The sequence below is a fragment of the Arthrobacter sp. SO3 genome (genome assembly GCF_020532825.1).
In the GTDB taxonomy this organism is placed as follows: Bacteria; Actinomycetota; Actinomycetes; order Actinomycetales; family Micrococcaceae; genus Arthrobacter.
Genome location: NZ_MQTS01000165.1, coordinates 19,475 through 40,224, shown reverse-complemented (window position 1 = coordinate 40,224; position 20,750 = coordinate 19,475). Strand labels below are relative to the sequence as shown.

18 protein-coding genes are annotated in these 20,750 nt (G+C 68.1%); 3 read left to right on the top strand and 15 right to left on the bottom strand.

Features of this window, described 5'->3' with window-relative positions:
* Position 1 precedes the first annotated feature (1 nt).
* A complete protein-coding gene (locus BJQ90_RS15580; protein ID WP_226761138.1) occupies positions 2 to 1,120 on the bottom strand; it encodes a histidinol-phosphate transaminase in 1,119 nt (372 codons plus the stop codon).
* A gap of 56 nt (positions 1,121 to 1,176) precedes the next feature.
* Complete coding sequence (locus BJQ90_RS15575) at positions 1,177 to 1,623, bottom strand: LysM peptidoglycan-binding domain-containing protein (protein ID WP_226761137.1); 447 nt, start codon at positions 1,621 to 1,623, stop codon at positions 1,177 to 1,179.
* Positions 1,624 to 1,964: 341 nt separating this feature from the next.
* Between BJQ90_RS15575 and lexA the strand changes: the two genes are divergently transcribed.
* Complete coding sequence (gene lexA, locus BJQ90_RS15570; protein WP_226761136.1) at positions 1,965 to 2,714, top strand: transcriptional repressor LexA; 750 nt, start codon at positions 1,965 to 1,967, stop codon at positions 2,712 to 2,714.
* 133 nt (positions 2,715 to 2,847) lie between these two features.
* On the opposite strand, the gene BJQ90_RS15565 is transcribed toward lexA, so the two are convergent.
* Together BJQ90_RS15565 and hflX are read right to left on the bottom strand one after the other, a co-directional pair.
* Positions 2,848 to 4,974, bottom strand: coding sequence for an ATP-dependent DNA helicase (locus tag BJQ90_RS15565; protein WP_319004646.1), 2,127 nt, complete (start codon positions 4,972 to 4,974; stop codon positions 2,848 to 2,850).
* A complete protein-coding gene (hflX, locus tag BJQ90_RS15560; protein WP_226761135.1) occupies positions 4,967 to 6,535 on the bottom strand; it encodes a GTPase HflX in 1,569 nt (522 codons plus the stop codon). Before hflX ends, BJQ90_RS15565 begins: the two co-directional genes overlap by 8 nt.
* A gap of 457 nt (positions 6,536 to 6,992) precedes the next feature.
* Here hflX and BJQ90_RS15555 point away from each other — a divergent pair, with 457 nt between their 5' ends.
* Positions 6,993 to 7,607: a class I SAM-dependent methyltransferase gene (locus BJQ90_RS15555; protein ID WP_226761134.1), complete on the top strand. Its 615-nt coding sequence runs from the start codon at positions 6,993 to 6,995 to the stop codon at positions 7,605 to 7,607.
* On the opposite strand, the gene dapF is transcribed toward BJQ90_RS15555, so the two are convergent.
* The 6 genes from dapF to BJQ90_RS15525 all read right to left on the bottom strand — a co-directional run bounded on the left by dapF (position 7,588) and on the right by BJQ90_RS15525 (position 13,415).
* Positions 7,588 to 8,544, bottom strand: coding sequence for a diaminopimelate epimerase (gene dapF, locus BJQ90_RS15550; RefSeq protein WP_226761133.1), 957 nt, complete (start codon positions 8,542 to 8,544; stop codon positions 7,588 to 7,590). The genes BJQ90_RS15555 and dapF overlap by 20 nt on opposite strands.
* On the bottom strand, positions 8,516 to 9,484 hold the full coding sequence (miaA, locus tag BJQ90_RS15545; protein ID WP_226761132.1) for a tRNA (adenosine(37)-N6)-dimethylallyltransferase MiaA: 969 nt from the start codon (positions 9,482 to 9,484) through the stop codon (positions 8,516 to 8,518). Before miaA ends, dapF begins: the two co-directional genes overlap by 29 nt.
* 78 nt (positions 9,485 to 9,562) lie before the next feature.
* Positions 9,563 to 11,137, bottom strand: a complete 1,575-nt coding sequence (gene miaB, locus BJQ90_RS15540; RefSeq protein WP_226761131.1) for a tRNA (N6-isopentenyl adenosine(37)-C2)-methylthiotransferase MiaB — start codon at positions 11,135 to 11,137, stop codon at positions 9,563 to 9,565.
* Between the two features lie 38 nt (positions 11,138 to 11,175).
* Positions 11,176 to 11,823 (bottom strand): regulatory protein RecX, encoded by a 648-nt coding sequence (locus BJQ90_RS15535; protein WP_413463697.1) that lies wholly within the window; start codon positions 11,821 to 11,823, stop codon positions 11,176 to 11,178.
* Positions 11,810 to 12,862, bottom strand: coding sequence for a recombinase RecA (recA, locus tag BJQ90_RS15530; RefSeq protein WP_069951200.1), 1,053 nt, complete (start codon positions 12,860 to 12,862; stop codon positions 11,810 to 11,812). The genes BJQ90_RS15535 and recA overlap by 14 nt, the downstream gene beginning before the upstream one ends.
* Before the next feature lie 334 nt (positions 12,863 to 13,196).
* Complete coding sequence (locus BJQ90_RS15525) at positions 13,197 to 13,415, bottom strand: DUF3046 domain-containing protein (RefSeq protein WP_226761130.1); 219 nt, start codon at positions 13,413 to 13,415, stop codon at positions 13,197 to 13,199.
* A gap of 44 nt (positions 13,416 to 13,459) precedes the next feature.
* Between BJQ90_RS15525 and BJQ90_RS15520 the strand changes: the two genes are divergently transcribed.
* Positions 13,460 to 13,984, top strand: a complete 525-nt coding sequence (locus tag BJQ90_RS15520) for a MarR family winged helix-turn-helix transcriptional regulator (protein WP_226761129.1) — start codon at positions 13,460 to 13,462, stop codon at positions 13,982 to 13,984.
* Between the two features lie 142 nt (positions 13,985 to 14,126).
* On the opposite strand, the gene BJQ90_RS15515 is transcribed toward BJQ90_RS15520, so the two are convergent.
* The 5 genes from BJQ90_RS15515 to BJQ90_RS15495 form a co-directional block, all read right to left on the bottom strand.
* Complete coding sequence (locus BJQ90_RS15515) at positions 14,127 to 14,579, bottom strand: helix-turn-helix domain-containing protein (RefSeq protein WP_024366758.1); 453 nt, start codon at positions 14,577 to 14,579, stop codon at positions 14,127 to 14,129.
* Between the two features lie 140 nt (positions 14,580 to 14,719).
* The gene (locus tag BJQ90_RS15510) at positions 14,720 to 15,232 is read right to left on the bottom strand and encodes a CinA family protein (RefSeq protein WP_226761128.1); all 513 of its coding nucleotides are present in this window, start codon (positions 15,230 to 15,232) and stop codon (positions 14,720 to 14,722) included.
* A complete protein-coding gene (gene pgsA / locus BJQ90_RS15505; protein ID WP_226761127.1) occupies positions 15,229 to 15,870 on the bottom strand; it encodes a CDP-diacylglycerol--glycerol-3-phosphate 3-phosphatidyltransferase in 642 nt (213 codons plus the stop codon). The genes BJQ90_RS15510 and pgsA overlap by 4 nt, the downstream gene beginning before the upstream one ends.
* Positions 15,871 to 15,879: 9 nt before the next feature.
* Entirely contained in the window at positions 15,880 to 18,837 is a 2,958-nt protein-coding gene (locus tag BJQ90_RS15500; RefSeq protein ID WP_226761126.1) for an FtsK/SpoIIIE family DNA translocase, read from the bottom strand.
* Between the two features lie 172 nt (positions 18,838 to 19,009).
* Positions 19,010 to 20,701 carry a ribonuclease J gene (locus tag BJQ90_RS15495; RefSeq protein ID WP_024366762.1) on the bottom strand — a complete coding sequence of 564 codons (1,692 nt, stop codon included), beginning with the start codon at positions 20,699 to 20,701 and terminating at the stop codon, positions 19,010 to 19,012.
* Between the last annotated feature and the right edge of the window lie 49 nt (positions 20,702 to 20,750).

Below are 20,750 nucleotides of genomic sequence, written 5' to 3'. Positions count from 1 at the left end.
TCTAGGCGGGCTGCACTGCGCGGCCGGCCAGGATCCGTTCGAGGGCTTCGAGGAAGGCTGTGGTTTCGGTCTCAGTCCCGGCCGTCACGCGCAGGTGCCCCGGTATGCCGACGTCCCGGATGAGCACGCCGGCATCGAGCAGGCCCTGCCAGATCTCGTGCGGGTTGTCGAGGCCGCCGAAGAAGACGTAGTTCGAGTCGGAGGCTGCCGGCTGGAGTCCCATCCGCTGCAGTTCGGACACGATCCTGTCCCGCTGGTGTTTGATGTCCTCGACGTCAGCCATCAGTGCTACCCGGTGGTGCAGGGCCGCCAGGGCTGTCGCTTGGGTGATCGCCGAGAGGTGGTACGGCAGCCGGACCAGGCGCAGCGCGTCCGTCACCTCGGGCGCTGCCGCCATGTAGCCGATGCGTGCTCCGGCCAGGGCGAAGGCCTTGCTCATGGTCCGCGAGACGATCAGCCGTTCCCGGCCGGGCAGCAGGGTGAGCGCGCTGGGTGTGCCGTCATGGGCGAACTCGTGGTACGCCTCGTCGACGATCACGATGCTCTGGCTGGCTTCCCCGGCCGCATAGACGGCATCCACGACGTCCAGGCCAAGCCCGGTTCCGGTGGGGTTGTTCGGGGAGCAGAGGAAGACGATGTTCGGCTGGAGTTCGCGGACCTGGCGGGCGGCGGACTCGGCGCTCAGGCCGTAGTCGTCGGTGCGGACGCCGGCGAGGTACCCGGTGTCCGTGCCGGCAGCAAGCAGCGGGTACATGGAGTACGTGGGAGGGAAGCCCAGGGCGGTCCGGCCGGGCCCGCCGAAAGCCTGGAGGATCTGCTGGAGAACCTCGTTGGAGCCGTTCGCGGCCCAGATGTTCTCTGCACCCAGCCCGTGTCCGAGGTATTCCGCCAGGGCCCCGCGCAGCTCCGTGAATTCCCGGTCCGGATAGCGGTTCAGGCCGGCCGCGGCGACCGTGACGGCCTCAGTGATGGCGGCGCGCACGTCGGCGGGGACACCATGGGTGTTCTCGTTGACGTTGAGCAGGATGGGAACGTCCAGCTGCGGGGCGCCGTACGGCGTCAGGCCGCGCAGATTCGTCCGGAGGGGAAGTCGGTTCAGGCGCTCTAACTGGTCAGTCACCTCACTAGTTTAAGTGAGATCGCCGCGGGCCCTGAAACTGTGACGGTTGGACTGCCTTACTTGGACGGGATGAAGAGTGCCTGGCCAGGCACTACCCGGGCGGCTTCCAGGTTGTTCAGCTGGATGATATCGGCGACGACGTCGCGGGGATCCCGCTCCGGTGCCACGGTTGCGGCGATCGCCCAGAGGGATTCACCGGGCTGCACCGTAACGCTGACGGTGGGGGTCAGCGACAGTCCGGCGGCGGACTCGGCAGCCTTGGCGGGTGCATTGAAGAAGCCGCTGAACGAGAGAATGAGTGCCGCCAGCAGGATCAGCGGCACCCCGATGAAGACGAAGCGTCCCCGCCGGGTGAGCCTGAGCGGCGCAGCCTTGGCCGGCTGTGCCTGAGGTCCGTTGACTGCCGGGCTGTGCCCGCCGGAGGCGGTACCGCCGTCGGGCCGGCCGTAGTTGCCGAATGCGTCGCGGCCGAAAGTGTCGTGAAACGCGCTTGATGCTGACATGAACTGAGCCCTCCTGGACCATACTGTGCCGCCCGGCGTACTCCACATACGCGCCGCCAACCGGCCTAACCTTCGAACAAAGAACCGAACGCCGTGCTGTGCCCGAGTGGTATTCGACTAGAACACATATTCGAACCTTGCCTGTTCAGTTTTAGCACCTATTGACGAACATTGTCGAGACTCGCTAGAACAAATGTTTGAAAATGCTGTGTGGCTGGCCTACGTTTGAGTCAAAGAACAACCACTTCTGCAGTTGATCAGCAGGGTCTGACATTTCAGGCCGGAAGTTCCCGGCAGCTGCAGCCACGGCGGCCGGGCGGAACGGAAAGGCGTTGGCGAACATGGCAGCACAAGCCACTGGCGGCAGGGCCACGCAGCGGAGCCCGCAGGCAGCCCGGCCACCCAAGAGCCTCACGGTCCGGCAGAAGAAGATTCTGGAAACGATCCAGCGCTCCGTGACGGACAACGGCTACCCGCCGTCCATGCGCGAGATCGGCGACACGGTCGGACTGGCCAGCCTCTCCAGCGTCACCCATCAGCTCTCCCAGCTCGAAAAACTCGGCTATCTGCGGCGTGACCCCAAGCGCCCGCGCGCCATGGAGGTGCTGATGCCGTTGACCCTCGATGAGGGAACCACCAAGATTTCCGGGGTGGAGAAGTCCAGCGGCCTGCGCACAATCGGCGGGCTGTCCGTGTCGGATCTGGCCAGTGCCACCGATACGGCCATGGTTCCGCTCGTGGGCCGCATCGCCGCCGGCGGCCCGATCCTCGCCGACCAGGTCGTTGAGGACGTTATGCCCCTGCCCCGCCAGCTGGTGGGCCACGGCGAGCTCTTTATGCTCAGGGTTGCCGGGGATTCGATGATCGACGCCGCCATTTGTGACGGTGACTGGGTGGTTGTCCGCCGGCAGGGCGATGCCCTCAACGGCGACATTGTCGCCGCGCTGCTGGACGACGAGGCAACAGTCAAGACGTTCCGCCAGCGCGACGGGCACACCTGGCTGCTGCCGCAGAACACCCAGTACGAGCCCATCCTCGGCGACCACGCCGTCATCATGGGCAAGGTCGTCTCGGTGTTGCGCTCCCTGTAGGGGTAATGGGGAGCAGCCCCCCCACGAAGCTGTGCGAAAGGGCCCCGCCGGCATCGGACGGGGCCCTTTTGTGTTGCTCTCAGCGTGCCGCGACGGCACGGCCTGTTGTGCGGGTTTCCTGCCGGCTGCGGGGTTATGGGGCGGGCTGCCCGGATTCCTTGGAGAGACGGGCCAGGGCCGCCAGAGCGATCGGGGGGTCGGTGGTGGGCCAGAACGGCGGCAGGGCGGCGCGGAGGAATCCCCCGTAGCGCTCGGTGGACAGCCGCGAGTCCAGTACTGCAACCACCCCCCGGTCCGTCGTGGTGCGGATCAGGCGGCCGGCACCCTGGGCCAGCCGGATGGCGGCGTGGGTCGCGGAAACACTCATAAAGCCGTTGCCGCCGGCCTGGGCCACCGCCCGGGACCGGGCCGTCATGAGGGGATCGTCGGGCCTCGGGAACGGTATCCGGTCGATCACGACGAGGCGGCACGAGATCCCCGGCACGTCGACGCCCTGCCACAGGGACATGGTGCCGAACAGGCAGGTGTCCGGTTCGTCGGCGAACTGTTTCACGAGCGCGGTCATGGTCGAATCCCCCTGGCAGAGGATGCTCATGTCCAGCCGGGGCCGCATGGCCTCGGCGGCCTCCTCGGCGGCGCGCCGGGAGGAAAACAGGCACAGGGCTCCGCCGCCGGAGGCCCGGATTAGCTTCTCCAGCTCGTCGAGGGCTTCCGGGGACGTGCCGCGGCCGGGCTTGGGCAGGTGCTTGGCAACATACAGGATGCCCTGCTTGGGGTATTCGAAGGGGGAGCCGACGTCGACCCCGGTCCAGCTGGGGGCGCCGGGCCCGACCAGGCCAAGGCCGCCGGCGGCCGGTTCGAAGGCCGAGCCGATCGCCAGCGTCGCCGAGGTCAGGATGACGGTGTGGTCAGCGAACAGGCCCTCGCGGAGCCGTCCGGCGACGCTGAGCGGGGCGATGTTGATCAGGGCCGGGGCGGACTCGTCGGGCTGGGAGTAGCTGTGCTGGGGGTCGAAGGTGCTGTTGCGGGAGAACCAGACCACTTCCCGGTTTTCCCGGGCGGCAAGCAGCCGTTCGCAGAGTTCCAGGATCACCATCAGGCGGGAGCGCGCGAGCTGGCGGCCGCCGTCGGCCGTGTTGGCGCTGTCCCCCTTGGAGTCGGAGAGCGCAGCGCGGCAGGCGTCCCGCAGCTGGTCGACGCAGTCCAGTTGTTCGCTGTTGAGTCCGTTGGGCATGAGTCCGCTGGGGACCCCTTCAATGGCAAGTTCGAGGTTGGACGCGGCGTTGTTCAGGGCGTCCACGGTGATGCCGGTGTTTTTCCGGGCCCCGGACGCGGCCACATGGATCATCGCGACGGAGAGCTGGCCGGACACGGCGCCGGTCACGCGGTCCTGCAGCTCGTGGGCTTCATCGACCACCACGACGTCGTATTCCGGCAGCACGGCAAGGCCCTCGAAGGCGCTGACGGCCAGCATGGCGTGATTGGTGACGACGACGTCGGCGTCCGCGGCATTCTGCCGGGCCAGTTCGCTGAAGCATTCGGCCGCCAGCGGGCATTTCTGCGCGCCGAGGCACTCCATGGAGGTGACCGAGACCTGCCGCCAGGCACGGTCCGTCACCCCGGGCAGGAGTTCGTCCCGGTCCCCCGTCACGGTGTCCTCGGCCCATTCGCGCAGCCGGACGACTTCCTTGCCGAGCTGGGACGACGGGCCGCCCATCGCCGCGGCGAAATGCGGCACGGAGGTGTCCTCCCCGAGCGAGAAGAGCTGCCCCTCCGAGGGTTCTTCCGACGGGAAGCCGCCCTCGAGCTTGTGGCGGCAGACGTAGTTGGAGCGGCCCTTGACGAGGGCAATCTTGACGGGCCGTTCCAGCGCCGGGGTGATGGTTTTCAGCAGCCGGGGCAGGTCCCGGCCGACGATCTGGGTCTGCAGGGCCAGGGTGGCGGTGGAGACCAGGGTGGGCTTGTCGCTGACGAGCGAATGGGCGATCAGCGGGATCAGGTACGCAAGGGATTTGCCGGTTCCTGTTCCGGCCTGGACCAGCAGGTGGTCGCCGCTGTCGATCGCGTGCGCCACCTGCCGGGCCATTTCGTGCTGGCCGTCGCGGCTCTGGCCGCCCATGCCGGACACGGCACGGTCGAGGAGTTCGATGACGAACTCCTCGCCGGTCCGGCCGCCTTTTCCCGGGGGGCGTTTCCCGGCGTCCGGGTCGTCCCCGGCCGGGCTGGTCGCCTCCGTCCCGGTTACCGCTGCCTCAGTCATTTCTGATGAACGAATCCAGTTCAGCGGCGAATCCCTCGCGCACCATCACGACGGCACGGGTGCCCGCTTCCTCGTGGTCGAGACTGAGGATCTCGGCGTCGGTCTCGTGCAGCTTGCTGAGCAGGTCCCCGCGGTTGTACGGGATCATCAGTTCCAGCTTCACGCTGGGCCGCGGGATACCCTCGCTGATGGCCTTGAGCAGTTCCGGGATGCCTTCCCCGGTGCGGGCCGACACCACCACGTGGCGCGGTTCGCGCTGCTTGAGCCGTTCGATCACGAAGGGGTCGGCGGCGTCGGCCTTGTTCAGGACGATGATTTCCGGAACCTTGCGTGCGTCGACTTCGCTGAAGACCTTGCGGACGGCGGCTATCTGGCCTTCCGGATCGGGATGGGAGACATCCACGACGTGCAGGATCAGGTCCGCGTCGGCAACCTCTTCCAGGGTGGAGCGGAATGCCTCCACGAGCTGGGTGGGCAGCGAACGGACAAAGCCCACGGTGTCGGCGAGGGTGTAGCCCAGCCCGTCCGAGGTTTCGGCCTTGCGGACGGTCGGGTCCAGGGTGGCGAACAGGGCGTTCTCCACCAGGACGCCGGCGTCGGTCAGCCGGTTCAGCAGCGAGGATTTGCCGGCGTTGGTGTACCCGGCGATCGCTACGGAGGGCACGGCATTACGACGGCGGTTGGCCCGTTTGGTCTCCCGGGCCGGCTTCATTGCGGCGATTTCGCGGCGCAGCTTGGCCATCCGGGTGCGGATGCGGCGGCGGTCCAGTTCGATCTTGGTTTCACCGGGGCCACGCGAACCCATGCCGGCACCGGCACCGCCGACCTGGCCACCGGCCTGGCGGGACATCGAGTCGCCCCAGCCGCGCAGGCGCGGGAGGAGGTACTCGAGCTGGGCCAGTTCCACCTGGGCTTTGCCCTCGCGGCTCTTGGCGTGCTGGGCGAAGATGTCCAGGATCAGGGCCGTGCGGTCGATGACCTTGACCTTAACGATGTCCTCCAGGCTGCGGCGCTGGGACGGGGCCAGCTCGGCGTCGACGACGACGGTGTCCGCCCCGGTGGACATCACGATGTCCTTGAGCTCCTGGGCCTTGCCGGAGCCGAGGAAGGTTCCGGGGTCGGGCTTGGCGCGGCGCTGGACGATCCCGTCGAGGACCTCTGATCCGGCGGTTTCGGCCAGGGCGGCGAGTTCGCGGAGCGAGTTCTCGGCGTCGGCGAGGGTGCCTTCGGTCCAGAGGCCGGCCAGCACAACGCGCTCGAGGCGCAGCTGCCGGTATTCGACTTCGGTGACGTCTTCGAGCTCGGTGGACAGCCCGGCGGTACGCCGCAGGGCGTGACGTTCCTCGAGGTCCTGCTGGTCGCCGTCGTAGTTGCTGTGCTCCTCATCCAGCCGGGAGATCGCCTGCGCCTTGCCGAGTACCGACGAGGGCGCACCGGCGGCCGGGACTGCTTTCCGGGCAGGGGTGTCCTTGGAGAGGATCCGGTCGATGACAGCCTGGATTTCCGCAGGACTCATGTCCTGGGCTGCTGAATCGGGTCCGGTGTTGGGCTGACTGGTCATGGTCTCCTTTAGAGGTTCGGCAGTTTCAGAATAGTGCCGATCGGTGCTGTGTGGGGCGGTATTCGCGCTGGGCTGACGACTATTGGTCAAACCGGGTCTCCTGGGGTGCCTGCGGCAGCGGTGCCGGGGCAAGGTGGGCTCCGCGATGGAGTGGTGAAAATGGGGAGGGAACAGGCGTGGCCTTGAGGAGGAGTGGCTGCCGCTTGGCCGCGCCCCGGGGGCACTGCCCGACTCCAAGTGGATCGGGCGCCAACAAGAGGTCCCTGACGGGATCATCGGGGAGGTTGGCGCACTGAGCGGAAGGTAACTACCTGCGTCGCTGCGGGGACGGGATTTAACCCGTGCCGGCTACCTGAAGTTCAAGAACATGTATTTAAGACTAGCAGACTGTATCGCTGGCTCCGGCCCACCGCCGCGGTTTCGCCTACGGGCCGGGGGCCAACTAATCTGGGCAGTTATGGAGTCTGCACACTATTTCAGCGCCCAGCCTGCCGGGCCGTTCACCCGCAAGCCACTGACCGTGGAGCTTGCCGGTGAGGCCCGGCACCTGCAGACGTCATCGGGCATTTTCAGCCCGGACGGCATCGACAAGGGCACGGCCGTGCTGCTCGCCGAGGCACCCGCCCCGGCGCCGCAGGGGACGCTGCTGGACATCGGCTGCGGCTGGGGTCCAATCGCCCTGACAATGGCCCTGCGGGCACCGCACGCGCAGGTCTACGCCGTGGACGTCAACGAGCGGTGCGTGGCCCTGACGAACGAAAACGCGGCCGCCCTGGCGCTGGGCAATGTCGCGGCCAGCACGCCCGACGCCGTCGACCCCGGGCTCCGCTTCGACACCATCTGGTCCAACCCGCCCATCAGGATCGGCAAGGACGAACTGCATGCCCTGCTGCTCCTGTGGCTGCCGCGGCTTGCGCCGGGCGGTTCCGCGTGGCTGGTGGTGCAGAAGAACCTGGGCTCGGATTCCCTTCAGCGCTGGCTCGCAGCGGAGCTCGACAGCAGCTTCACAGTCACGCGCGAGAGCACCTCGAAGTCGTTCCGCATCCTTCGGGTCAGGAAAGCGTCCCACTAGCGACAATAACGGCGGGGCCGCTGAGCTCGACATGCTCGTGGCCCTCTGCGCCGAGGAAGAACTTCACCCCGACGACGCCGCCCGGGACGTGGACGTTCCAGACGTCCGGGGCTCCCTGGCCGGCCCAGTGGCGGATCGCGACGGCGGCGGCACAGGCGCCGGTGCCGCAGGACTGCGTTTCCCCGACTCCGCGCTCGTGAACGCGCATCGTGATGGTGCCGACGCCGTCATGGACCAACGGCTCGGACGGCACGACGAACTCCACGTTGGTGCCGTGGGCCGGGGTGGGATCCACGTGGGGTGCGGTGAAGAGCTGCGTGGCCTCCAGCTCGGCCAGTTCCGCCAGCGCCACGACCGTGTGCGGATTGCCCATGCTCACGGACAGGGCGGGCCGCGCGACCTCCAGCCCCGCCGCGCTGACCAGCGAATCCATCGCCCGAGCGGTGGCCTCGCCCGGAAAGATGAACTCCCAGGGGCCCATGTCGACGGCGTAGCCGGCGGCGGTGCGGACGATCGTCTTGGCGCCGGCCCGGGTGCCGATGGTCAGCGATTCGCCGGCGGGCAGCTCCACGAGGCCTTCGGTGATCAGGAAGTGCACAAAGACGCGGACGCCGTTGCCGCACATCTCGGACAGTGAGCCGTCGCCGTTGCGGTAGTCCATGAACCATTCGGCGTCCGGGTTCCGGGTGAGCAGCTCCTGGCCTTCGGCGAGCAGCCGGGACGGGACGGCACGGATCAGCCCGTCGCCGCCGATTCCGCGGTGCCGGTCACAGAGTGCGGCGACCTGCTCCGGGGTCACCGCCAGGGTGCCGTGGGGGTCGGCAAGGAGGACGAAGTCGTTGCCCGTGCCGTGGCCTTTGGAAAACTTGAGTCCGCTGAGGGCTGCGGTGTCGCCGGTGGGATTGCGGTCAGCGGCCTCGGCCAGGGTTACGTCCATGCTTCAAGGTTACCGTTCCGGTGCGGTGGGCCTTCGCCGTGTCGGGGGCCGGAGAGCCGGGGCTGCAGAGCGCGGCAGCCTTGGCCACGAGTTCCGGGTCCCGCCAGCCGAGCCAGTGGATGCGGGGGTCGGCGCGGAACCAGGTGAGCTGGCGGCGGGCGAATTGCCGGGTCGCGACGATGGTGTCCTCCGCAGCCTGCGCCGCGTTGGATTCGCCGTCGAGGACCTTGAGGAACTGGGCGTAGCCGAGGGCGCGCGGGGCGGTCCGCCCGAGCCGCAGTCCGGCGGCGTCGAGCTTCCGGACCTCGTCGAGCAGCCCGCTGTCCACCATGGTGTCCACCCGGCGGGCGAGCCGCTCCCGAAGCTGCTCGCGGTCCACCTCAAGCCCGATCTGCACGGCGGGCTGGGCGTACTCGCGGGTGGGCATGAAGGAGCTGAAAGGACGGCCGGTGAGTTCGAACACCTCGAGGGCACGGATGATCCGCCGGGCGTCCCCGAGCCGGCCGGCGGAGACCGGGTCCACAGCTTCCAGCCGCGCCCGCAGCGGCGCCGCTCCGGCGGTTTCCAGTTCCGCCTCAAGCCGGCGCCGGACGGCTGGGTCCGTGCCGGGGAATTCCAGCACGTCCAGGGCGGCGCGGACGTAGAGCCCGGAGCCGCCGGCCAGGATGGCGCGTTTCCCGCGGGCGTGGATGTCGGCGATGAGCGCCCGGGCCCGCTGCTGGAAGTCCGAGACGCTCGCTTCCTCGGTGACGTCCAGGATGTCCAGGAGGTGGTGCGGCACTCCCCTGCGTTCGTCCTCGGTGATTTTGGCCGTGCCGATGTCCATGCCGCGGTAGAACTGCATGGAGTCGGCGTTGATGACCTCGCCGCCGAGCTCAAGCGCCAGCGAGACGGCGAGATCGGACTTGCCGGAGCCGGTCGGCCCGACGACGGCGACCACCGGCGGTGCTGGTGGGACCGCTGCCGGGGTTGCCGGCGCAGCCCCTTCCGCCGGCGCGGCCTGCGCGTCCGCCACAGGCTAGCGGCCGCGGACGGGAAGGGTGGGCATGCCCAGGGATACGCCCGTGGTGCCGGGTGCGGATCCCGGAACAGGTGCACCGCAGGAGTCCGCCTGCGACCTGTCCCAGGCGTCGCCCGCCCGGGAGCGGCGAAGACTGTAGTCGTCCGCCGAGGCCGGGTCGGCGACGAGGTGGAAGGCCGCGGCCTCGGTGATGGTTACAGTGACGAGGTCGCCGGGGCGGGGCGTCTGGGCGCCGGCCGGAACGGAGAAGTGGACCAGTCGCTGGTCGCGGGCCCGGCCGGAGAGGCGGTGGGTTTCCTCCGACTTGCGCCCGGACTGGGCCGTGACCATGACCTCCACGCGCCGGCCGAGCTGGCGGGCGTTCTCCTCGGCGGCGATCCGGTCCTGCAGGGCGGTGAGGCGTTCGAAGCGTTCCTGCACCACGGTCTTGGGGAGCTGGTCCGGGAGTTCAGCGGCAGGCGTGCCGGGCCGCTTGGAGTACTGGAAGGTGAAGGCGGTGGCGAAGCGGGACTTCTCCACGACGTCGAGCGTGGCCTGGAAGTCCTCCTCGGTTTCGCCGGGGAATCCGACGATGATGTCCGTGGAGATCCCGGCGTGCGGGATTTTCTCGCGGACCTTGTCCAGGATGCCCAGGAACTTGGTGGAGCGGTAGGACCGCTTCATGTCCTTGAGGACCTTGTCCGAGCCGGACTGCAGGGGCATGTGCAGCTGCGGCATGACGTTGGGGGTTTCGGCCATGGCGTCGATGACGTCGTCGGTGAAGGCGGCGGGGTGCGGGCTCGTGAAGCGGACGCGTTCCAGGCCGGGGATGTCGCCGCAGGCGCGGAGGAGTTTGGAGAACGCCTGCCGGTCGCCGAATTCAACGCCGTAGGAGTTCACGTTCTGGCCCAGCAGGGTTACTTCGATCGCGCCGTCGTCGACGAGTGCCTGGATCTCGGCCAGGATGTCGCCGGGGCGGCGGTCCTTTTCCTTGCCGCGCAGGGCAGGGACGATGCAGAAGGTGCAGGTGTTGTTGCAGCCGACGGAGATGGACACCCAGCCGGCATAGACCGAGTCCCGCTTGGTGGGCAGGGTGGAAGGGAAGACGTCGAGGGACTCGAGGATTTCGAGTTGCGCCTCGTTGTTGTGGCGGGCGCGTTCGAGCAGGGCCGGCAGGGCGCCGACGTTGTGGGTGCCGAAGACGGCGTCCACCCAGGGTGCCTTCTTCAGGATGGTGTCGCGGTCCTTTTGCGCCAGGCAGCCCCCGACCGCGATCTGCATTCCCGGGTTGGCGGCCTTGACCGGGGCCAGCATGCCGAGGTTGCCGTAGAGCTTGTTGTCGGCGTTTTCCCGCACCGCGCAGGTGTTGAAGACCACGACGTCGGCCAGTTCCCCCGCAGCGGGGACATAGCCGGCAGCTTCGAGCATCCCGGACATGCGCTCTGAATCGTGCACGTTCATCTGGCAGCCGAACGTCCGCACCTGGTAGGTGCGCGGCTGCGGCGCGGCGGCCGGTGACCCGGCGCCGGGTGTCGACAAGGTGTCCGTGGAAGGGGTGGTGCCGGCTGCTGGGGAGGGAATGGTCAAACTCACCTGTTAAGGGTACCGGGTCGCACGGTACCGCGGGTTCCTCAGAATTCCGGTTCGTCCCCGGCGTCGGCACCGGTCACGGCAGCGTCGAGGACTTCGCCGACGATCCGGAAGGCCTGTGCGGGCTGGTACCCCTTGCGGGCGAGCATGGAGGCCAGCCGGCGCGTGGTTTTGTCCCGCTCGGCACGGTCACCGAACCCGGTGGCGCCGCGGAGTTTGCGCCGGACGAGGTCGCGGGCCGCTGTTTCCTCGTCTTCGTCGCTGAGTTGTTCCAGGGCGGAGGCCGCTGTTTCGGCCTCGATGCCCTTCTCGGCGAGTTCGCGCCGGAGGGCGCCCTTGGCGAGTTTGCGGCTCTGCGAACGGGACCGCACCCACATCTCGGCGAAGTCGGCGTCGTCAACGAGTTTCACTTCCTCGAAGCGGTCCAGCACGGCTTCCGCGACGTCGTCCGGGACGTTGCGCTCGGCCAGTTTGCGGGCGAGCTGCAGACGGCTCTTGGGCGAGTTTGTCAGCTGCCGCAGGACAATGGCGCGCGCGACAGCCGCCGGGTCCGCATCGCGGTCCAGGCCGGCGGAAGGATCCGCGCGGCCGGCACCGTCCCCGGGCGGTTCTGCGTCGTCGAAGCCGGGGGCAGGATTCCGCGATGGGAATCCTGCCCCTTGGCGCCGTCGGCCGTTAGAAGCCGTCAACGGCCTTCAGCTTCGGTTCTGCTGCGGTCTCGGCGGGAGCCTTGACCCCGACGCCGAGCTTTTCCTTGATGAGCCGCTCCAGCTCGGCAGCCAGCTCGGGGTTGTCGCGCAGGAAGCGGCGGGAGTTCTCCATGCCCTGGCCCAGCTGGTCACCGTCATAGGTGAACCAGGACCCGGACTTCTTGATGATGCCGTGCTCCACACCCATGTCGATGATGCCGCCCTCGCGGGAGATGCCCTGGCCGTAAATGATGTCGAATTCGGCGATCTTGAAGGGCGGGGCCATCTTGTTTTTGACGATTTTGGCCTTGGTGCGGTTACCGACGGAGTCCGCGCCCTCCTTGAGGGTCTGGATCCGGCGGACGTCGATGCGGATGGAGGCGTAGAACTTCAGGGCCTTGCCGCCGGTGGTGGTTTCCGGGGAGCCGAAGAAGACACCGATCTTCTCGCGCAGCTGGTTGATGAAGATGGCCGTGGTCTTGGTCTGGCTCAGGCGGCCGGTGATCTTACGCAGGGCCTGGCTCATCAGGCGCGCCTGCAGGCCAACGTGGCTGTCGCCCATGTCGCCTTCGATTTCCGCGCGGGGAACGAGGGCGGCAACGGAGTCAATGACAATGACGTCCAGGGAGCCCGAGCCGATCAGCATGTCCATGATTTCCAGGGCCTGCTCGCCGGTGTCCGGCTGGGAGACCAGGAGGGCGTCGGTGTCGACGCCGAGCCTGGCGGCGTATTCCGGATCGAGGGCGTGCTCGGCGTCAATGAAGGCAGCGATGCCGCCCAGGCGCTGGGCACTGGCGACGGCGTGCAGCGCCACCGTGGTCTTACCGGAGGATTCCGGCCCGTAGATTTCCACGACGCGGCCGCGGGGCAGGCCGCCAATTCCCAGGGCAATGTCCAGCGCGATGGATCCGGTCGGAATGACCTCGATGGGCGCGCGGACTTCGTCACCCAGGCGCATGACCGAGCCTTTGCCGAACTGCTTGTCAATCTGGGCAAGCGCTGCGTCGAGCGCCTTCTGGCGATCCGGGGCTGCGGCCATGGTTCACACCTCTAATACTTTCTCGCTGTGGCGGGGCCGTTCCGGCCCTGTGTTTAGTGTTCTTGATCAGGTTGGTGATCAGTTCATTACTGAAGCTACTGGCACCCACCGACAGAGTTGCCTGCCGGCCCCGCATATGTGGAAAACACTCTGAAAAAAGCATAGTCCTACCCGAACAGATATTCGAACAATCGCTGCGGCGTGTCAGCCGCTGCCGCCGGGTGGCGCTGGACCGGCGGCGTTCGGGCCGGGAATTGGCCCCGGGGCGTTCGGGCCCGGAATCGGCGCCGCACGTCTGGGGCCGCGGGTCAGGGCCGGCTGGCCGCGCGCCGGGTCAGCGGGGTTTGACGTCGCGGCCCAGCCGCCGCTCGGGCGGCACATCCTGGACCTCGCACAGCGCCAGCCACACCTGCCGGGGCGGTACCCCGGCATTCAGGGCCTGCTCGGCGGTACGCCCGCCGACTCCCGCGAGGACCAGGGAGCTGCTGAGGACCCGGGAGTAGCCTGCCCCGAATTCGTCGTCCATGAGGCGCCAAAAGTCACTGATTCGCACCCCTAGAGTCTCTCACGGTGCGGGAGGACTCTAGAATGGTTGCCATGAGCAACCCCGCCGAAGCCCCCGGCAGCACCGGCCCTGGCGTCCCCGGCGGCGCGGACGATTCCACCGAGGCGGCACTGACCGCCGTCGAGCACCAGTTGAGCCTGCTCTGGCGGCGTGCCCGTTCCATCTCCCACCACCTGTCCCGGCAGGTTCACCCGGACATGGAACCGGCGGCCTACGGCCTGCTCACGGTGATCCGCAAGCAGGGTGCCATCCGGCTGACCGAACTGGCCTCCAGCATCGGCGTCGGCAAGCCCTCCGTGAGCCGGCAGATCGCTTTCCTGGAGCGACTCGGCCTGGTCGCCAAGGAAGCTGATCCGCTCGACGGACGCGCACAGATGATCCGGCTGACGCCCATGGGCGAGGAGCGGATGCACGAGGTGCAGGACGCGCGGCGCGAGGTGTTCCGCGAACGGCTTGGCGAGTGGCCGCCGGAGGACCTGCAGACCCTGTCCCGCTACATCGCCAAACTCAACGCCACCTACGAGCGGGACGGTTTCCCCCGGGAAGAGCCCCAGTAGCGGGCCTGTTCCTCCGGGCCCCTCCCCCCGGGCCGGTCACGCACAGTGGGCCGGGCGGGCAAACCCAGGGCAGGCAGACAGCGCACACGCAAAAGACCCCGGCACACCGCCGGGGTCTTTTGTCGAGTGGTGGGCGTCGGGGCTAACGCGCCCCGGAAAGAAGGCCCTTGGCCAACTCGTCGTTGAGGTCCGAGTTGAGCTCACGGTCCAGGTCACGGCCGTAGCGCTGTGCAAATTCCTGCGGGACGGTGTCCGGAACGGCAACACCCTCGGCGACGGCGACGCGGTCGCTGACCTCGCGGAGCATGATGGAGAGCGGAACATCGAGGGCCGAGCAGATCGAGGAGAGCAGCTCCGAGGAGGCTTCCTTCTGGCCGCGTTCCACTTCACTCAGGTAGCCCAGGGACACGCGGGCACTGTGCGAGACTTCGCGGAGGGTACGGCCTTGGCGTTGGCGGACATCGCGGAGTACATCACCGATTTCGTGACGAAGTACAACCATCTTGCGCTCCTTCTGTTCGCTCTTAGCCTGATCGGCGAGGCCCACATCCTTCCAGCGGACAACGCCGTTAACGGATACGGGCTGCTTTACCATCTGTATCGCCTTGCTCCCTCTTTATGTCGAGCCCGCCGGTCAAAGCGGACACTGATGATGCTTTCATCCTAGGCGCCTCCCTTATTCGGAAGCGACACAATGTAACAACTATTAGGAATCAAGTTTTGTTCCCGGAAACTTTACGCCCGGTAGCTTGGGGATGCCAGAGCTTCCAGGAGGCGTTCCAGGGCCGCGGCGCAGGCCTGGCCGCGGATCTCCGGGCGGTTGCCCTCGAAGCTGTACCCGAACGACGTCGAGCCTTCCGCGGTGGCGACGCCGATGTAGACGGAGCCGACATCCTTGCCGCCGTGCGGCTCGGGGCCGGCGACGCCGGTCGTGGAGACGCCGATGTCGGCCCCGCAGATCCTGCGGGCACCGTCCGCCATGGCCTCGGCGACCCGGCCGTCGACGGCGCCTACGCTGTCCAGCAGTTCCCGGGGAACTCCCAGCACCTCTGTCTTGACGGTGTTCTGGTAGGACACCACGCCGCCCTGGAGCATCCCGGACGCGCCGGGCGTGTCCGCGATCACGGCGGCGAGCATGCCGGCGGTAAGGGATTCGGCGGTGGCAACGGTCAGGCCGCGGCCGATGGCCCCGGTGACGGCCTCTTCGGCCAGGTGATGCAGGTTGAGCGGGTGGTGGGGATTGGTCATGGCTTGCCCTCCTGGATCTTCCGTTGCTGTGCCCTGATGCCGCTGGCGCGCAGCTTGAGGGCCTCGATGACATATTCGCCGCCGGTCCAGACCGTAATCGCGAGGGCCACCATCATGACCGCAAAGGCCACGATCCCCAGCCACGGCGCGATTGAGGCCAGCGGGAGGATGTACAGGAAGATGGCCACGGTCTGGATGACGGTCTTGAGTTTGCCGCCGCGCGAGGCCGGGATGACGCCGTAGCGGATGACGAAGAAGCGCAGGGCCGTGACGCCCCATTCCCGGGCCAGGATCAGGATGGTGACCCACCAGGGCAGCTCCCCCAGCAGCGAGAGCATCACGAGGGCCGAGCCGATCAGGAGCTTGTCCGCGATCGGGTCAGCGATCTTGCCGAAGTCGGTGATGAGGCCGCGGCTGCGGGCGATGTCGCCGTCGAGCTTGTCGGTGTAGATGGCGACGGCGAAGGTTGCCGCGGCAACCCAGCGCCAGACGCCGTTCTGCGCGACCAGCCCGGGCGCGTCGAGCAGGAGGAACCAGACGAAGAACGGCACCATCACGATCCGCAGCATCGTCAGGATGTTGGGCAGGTTCCAGATTCCGGGGGCGGATCCGGCCTTGTTTGCTTCGGCGCTAGTCACCTTCCTAGGCTACCGTCCGGTGAGCGACCAGGCGTCCTCGGAGCCCCCGTCGTCCTCATCCGGGCCGGAGCCCCCGCCGGCGCCGTCGGCGCCGTCGTAGTACTGGGTGTTCTGGCCGCGCCGGTCCAGGTCCGCGGCGACGAGGTCCTCCGCATAGCCGCCCTGGGCGAGGTTCGCGTTGGCGTTCTCGCTCAGCGCAGCGGTCTGGGAATCGGCGATGGCGGGCACCTCCATGCCCTTCATGGCCGCGAGAACCGTCGCCAGGTCATCGGGTTTGACCAGGACATCGCGGGCCTTGGAGCCCTCGGAGGGGCCCACCACGCCGCGGGATTCGAGCAGGTCCATCAGCCGGCCGGCCTTCGCGAAGCCGACGCGGAGCTTGCGCTGCAGCATCGAGGTGGAGCCGAACTGGGTCGTGACGACGAGCTCGGTCGCCTGCAGCAGGACCTCGAGATCGTCCCCGATGTCGTCGTCGATCTGCTTCTTCGGCGCCTCGGGGGCGACGTCGTCGCGGTACACGGCCTTGAGCTGGCCCTTGACGTGCTCGACCACCTTGTGGATTTCCGATTCGGTGACCCAGGCACCCTGGACACGCATGGCCTTCGACGCGCCCATGGGCAGGAACAGCGCGTCGCCCTGGCCGATCAGCTTCTCTGCGCCCGGCTGGTCCAGGACCACGCGGGAGTCCGTCACCGAGGAGGTCGCGAACGCCATCCGCGACGGCACGTTGGCCTTGATCAGGCCGGTGACCACGTCGACGGAGGGCCGCTGGGTGGCGAGCACGAGGTGGATGCCGGCGGCACGGGCCAGCTGGGTGATGCGGACAATCGAGTCCTCGACGTCGCGGGGGGCGACCATCATCAGGTCGGCGAGTTCGTCGACGATCACCAGCAGGTACGGGTACGGCCGGATGACCCGTTTGGACCCCTCGGGCGGGTGGACCTTGCCCGCGCGGACGGCCTTGTTGAAGTCGTCGATGTGCTTGAAACCGTAGTTGGCGAGGTCGTCGTAGCGGGCGTCCATCTCGCGGACCACCCATTGCAGGGCCTCGGCGGCCTTCTTGGGGTTGGTGATGATCGGGGTGATGAGGTGCGGGACGCCCTCGTAGGCGGTGAGTTCCACCCGTTTGGGGTCCACCATGACCATGCGGACCTCGTCGGGGGTGGCGCGCATCAGGATGGACGTGATCATGGCGTTCACGAACGCCGACTTGCCGGCACCGGTGGCGCCCGCCACGAGCAGGTGGGGCATCTTGGCGAGGTTCGCGACGACGTAGCCGCCCTCGACGTCCTTGCCGACGCCGATCACCATGGGGTGCTCGGTCCGCCGGGCGTTCTGGCTGCGGAGCACGTCGCCGAGGGACACGGTCTCGCGGTCCGTGTTGGGGATCTCGATGCCGATCGCGGACCGGCCCGGGATGGGGCTCAGGATGCGGACGTCCGAGCTGGCGACGGCATAGGAGATGTTCTTGGACAGCGCGGTGACGCGTTCCACCTTGGTGCCCGGGGAGAGCTCGATCTCGTAGCGGGTCACGGTGGGGCCGCGGCTGAACCCGGTGACCTGCGCCTCGACGTTGAACTGGTTCAGGGTTTCGGTCAGCGAGGCGACAATCGCGTCGTTGGCTTCGGTGCGTTCCTTGGGGATGGAGCCCGGGGTCAGGACGTCCGACGGCGGCAGCGTGTACGTCACGTCGCCGGCCAGCGAGAGCTGTTCGGTGCGCTGCGGAATCGGGGTGGGCAGGGGTGCCGGCACGACCGGTTTGGAGGGGACCTTCGCGGCGGCTGCCACGGCAGCGGCGCCGGGTGCGGGCACGGCCGGGTTCAGTGAGCCCGCGGCGATCATGCCCGGGGTGACGAGCGGGATCGCCTCGGTGGCGTTCTCCCCCGCCGCTCCGGCGTCGCCGCCCAGCCCCTGGGCTGCCTTGATCTTCTCGACGGCGATCTCGGCCTGGGTGGGGCGGCGCACCCCCGGTGCGACGGACTTGGAGCCCGTTTTGGCGCCGCCGGCCGATCGGGCGGCTTCGGCTTCCTCATCGGCGATCAGGGCCCGTTCGAAGGCCTCGTCGCCGACGTAGCCTTCGAGTCCGGCCTCCTCGTCGTGGTCCTTGCCGAAGAGGCGGCGGCGTTTCTTCTTCGCCGGGGCCGGGGTGTCGTTTTCGTAGAGGTAGCTGCGGTCGTGGCCGGTGCCGTCAGTGTCGTCGTCCTGCAGGTCGATGCCCATGAGGTGCTCGTAGGCGCCGCGCAGCCGGCCGGGGATGGCACCGAACGGCGTGGCGGTGACGATCAGCAGCGAGGTGAAGGCGAGCAGGCTGTAGACGGCCACCGGGACGGCGGGGTGGATGGCGGCCAGCGGGGCCGCGGCGAGGTAGCCGAGCATGCCGCCGGCGTGGCGCAGTCCGTCGAACCCCTCCGCGACGGTGGGTTCCCCGCCGATGATGTGGGCCAGGCCGGAGCCGGCGAAGGTCATGATCAGGAAGCCGATCCCGATTCGGTTGTTGCCGCGGCCGTCGGCGGGCTGGCGGAACAGCCGGAAGGCGCAGACAAACAGCATCAGCGGCAGCAGCAGCGACATCCAGCCGAAGGTGCCGTTGATGATGGCGTAGACAGTGTCCGGGAACCAGCCCTGGAAGCCCCACCAGGCGAAGGTGGCGACAAAGACCCCGAGTGCGAGGTTGAACAGGGCTGCGCCGTCGCGGCGGTCCCCGGGGGCGAGGTCGCTGACGTCGTAGCCGATCCGCCGGATTCCCGCCCCGACGACGTGGGCAACGCCCAGCCAGGCACCGGCCACAACCCGGACCGGCCAGGGCTGTCTGGGTTCGACGGCGGCCAGCTGGCGGGTGCGCGCGGTGCCCGTTGTTCCGGAGGGCTTGCTGGTTTTGGACGCAGCCGGGCCGGAGCCCCGGGCCGAAGGGCTGCCTGATTTACCGCTGGGGTTTCCTCTAGGCGCGGAGGAAGTACGTGTCGCCATACCCGCTACGGTACCTGACGCCGGGCCGAAAACCGCGGATTTCCGGGCCTCCGCGGGGATCATGTTGCCGGCCGGGCACGCAAAAACGGCCCTCCCGGTCTGCCGCAAGCTGGAGCCTGCGGCGGGCCGGGACGGCCGTTGAGCTGCGGGGCGCTGGCGCCGCCGCCGGGGCTTACGCCTCCAGGACCACCGGGATGATCAGGGGCTTGCGGCGAAGCTTGCGGTTGACCCAGGTGCCGACCACGCGGCGGACAACCTGCTGCAGCTGGTGCGTGGTGTGGTCCGAGCGGTTGAGCACGGCTTCTTCCAGGGCGGCGTTGATCTTCGGGATGATCTCGTCGAACACGGAGTCGTCCTCGGCCACGCCGCGGGCGTGGATCTCGGGGCCGGAGACGACCTTGCCGGTGGCGCGGTGGATGACGGTGATGATGGAGATGAAGCCTTCATCGCCGAGCGTCTGGCGGTCCTTCAGGTCCGCTTCCGTAACTTCGCCAACGCTGGAGCCGTCGACGTAGACGAAACCGACCTCGACCTGGCCGACGATGTCCGCCTGGTGGTCGCGGAGATCGATGACGGTGCCGTTGTCCGCGAGGAGGATGCTTTCCTCGGGGACCCCGGAGTCCAGGGCGATCTTGCCGTTGGCGATCAGGTGGCGGGTCTCGCCGTGCACCGGCATCGCGTTGAGCGGCTCCAGGATGTTGTAGCAGTACAGCAGTTCGCCGGCGGCGGCGTGGCCGGAGACATGCACCTTGGCGTTGCCCTTGTGGATGACGTCGGCGCCGAGCTTGAGCAGGCCGTTGATGATGCGGAACACGGCGTTCTCGTTGCCCGGGATCAGGCTGGAGGCGAGGATGACGGTGTCGCCCTGGCCGACGACGACGCGGTGGTCACCGTTGGCCATGCGGGACAGGGCCGCCATCGGCTCGCCCTGGGAACCGGTGGACATCAGCACCACGCGGTTGTCCGGCAGGTTGTCGATGTTCTTGATGTCGACCAGTATGCCCGGGGGCACGTCGAGGTAGCCGAGCTTCTCGGCGATGGCCATGTTGCGGACCATCGAGCGGCCGACGAAGGCCACCTTGCGGTTGTGGTTGGCGGCGGCGTCGAGGACCTGCTGGACGCGGTGCACGTGCGAGGAGAAGGACGCGACGATCAGGCGCTTGGAGGCCTGGCCGAAGAGCCGGTCCAGGGTGGGGCCGATTTCCTTCTCGGCGGTGGTGAAGCCCGGCACGTCGGCGTTGGTGGAGTCCGACATGAACAGGTCCACGCCTTCTTCGCCCAGCTTGGCGAAGTGGCGGAGGTCGGTGATCCGGCCGTCCAACGGCAGCTGGTCCATCTTGAAGTCGCCGGTGTGCAGCACGGTGCCGCCGGAGGTGCGCAGGAACACGGCCAGGGCGTCCGGGATCGAGTGGTTGACGGCCACGAATTCGCATTCGAACGGGCCGAACTTCTGCACCTGGCCCTCGGTGACGGTCTGGGTGACCGGCTTGATCCGGTGTTCCAGCAGCTTCGCCTCGATGAGGGCCAGCGTCAGCCGGGAGCCGACCAGGGGAATGTCGGCGCGCAGGCGCAGCAGGTACGGGATGGCACCGATGTGGTCCTCGTGGCCGTGGGTCAGGACGACGGCGACGATGTCCTGGAGGCGGTCCTTGATGTAGGAGAAGTCGGGAAGGATCAGGTCGACGCCGGGCTGGGTTTCCTCAGGGAAGAGGACGCCGCAGTCGACGATGAGCAGCTTGCCGTCGATTTCGAAGACGGTCATGTTGCGGCCGATCTCCCCCAGACCACCGAGCGGAACGATCCGCAGGGTGTCCTTGAGCAGTTTCGGCGGCGTGACAAGGCCGGGAAGGGCGGTTTGGGTCATAATGCACTACTTTCCAGGCGGGTACCGGACTGGTCTCTACTCATCAGTT

Bases quoted from the DNA above. Each gene is read 5' to 3' on its own strand.
- BJQ90_RS15575 (WP_226761137.1), bottom strand. From the start codon at position 1,623: ATGTCAGCATCAAGCGCGTTTCACGACACTTTCGGCCGCGACGCATTC.
- lexA (WP_226761136.1), top strand. From the start codon at position 1,965: ATGGCAGCACAAGCCACTGGCGGCAGGGCCACGCAGCGGAGCCCGCAG.
- BJQ90_RS15565 (WP_319004646.1), bottom strand. From the start codon at position 4,974: ATGACTGAGGCAGCGGTAACCGGGACGGAGGCGACCAGCCCGGCCGGG.
- hflX (WP_226761135.1), bottom strand. From the start codon at position 6,535: ATGACCAGTCAGCCCAACACCGGACCCGATTCAGCAGCCCAGGACATG.
- BJQ90_RS15555 (WP_226761134.1), top strand. From the start codon at position 6,993: ATGGAGTCTGCACACTATTTCAGCGCCCAGCCTGCCGGGCCGTTCACC.
- dapF (WP_226761133.1), bottom strand. From the start codon at position 8,544: ATGGACGTAACCCTGGCCGAGGCCGCTGACCGCAATCCCACCGGCGAC.
- recA (WP_069951200.1), bottom strand. From the start codon at position 12,862: ATGGCCGCAGCCCCGGATCGCCAGAAGGCGCTCGACGCAGCGCTTGCC.
- BJQ90_RS15520 (WP_226761129.1), top strand. From the start codon at position 13,460: ATGAGCAACCCCGCCGAAGCCCCCGGCAGCACCGGCCCTGGCGTCCCC.
- BJQ90_RS15515 (WP_024366758.1), bottom strand. From the start codon at position 14,579: ATGGTAAAGCAGCCCGTATCCGTTAACGGCGTTGTCCGCTGGAAGGAT.
- BJQ90_RS15510 (WP_226761128.1), bottom strand. From the start codon at position 15,232: ATGACCAATCCCCACCACCCGCTCAACCTGCATCACCTGGCCGAAGAG.
- BJQ90_RS15500 (WP_226761126.1), bottom strand. From the start codon at position 18,837: ATGGCGACACGTACTTCCTCCGCGCCTAGAGGAAACCCCAGCGGTAAA.
- BJQ90_RS15495 (WP_024366762.1), bottom strand. From the start codon at position 20,701: ATGACCCAAACCGCCCTTCCCGGCCTTGTCACGCCGCCGAAACTGCTC.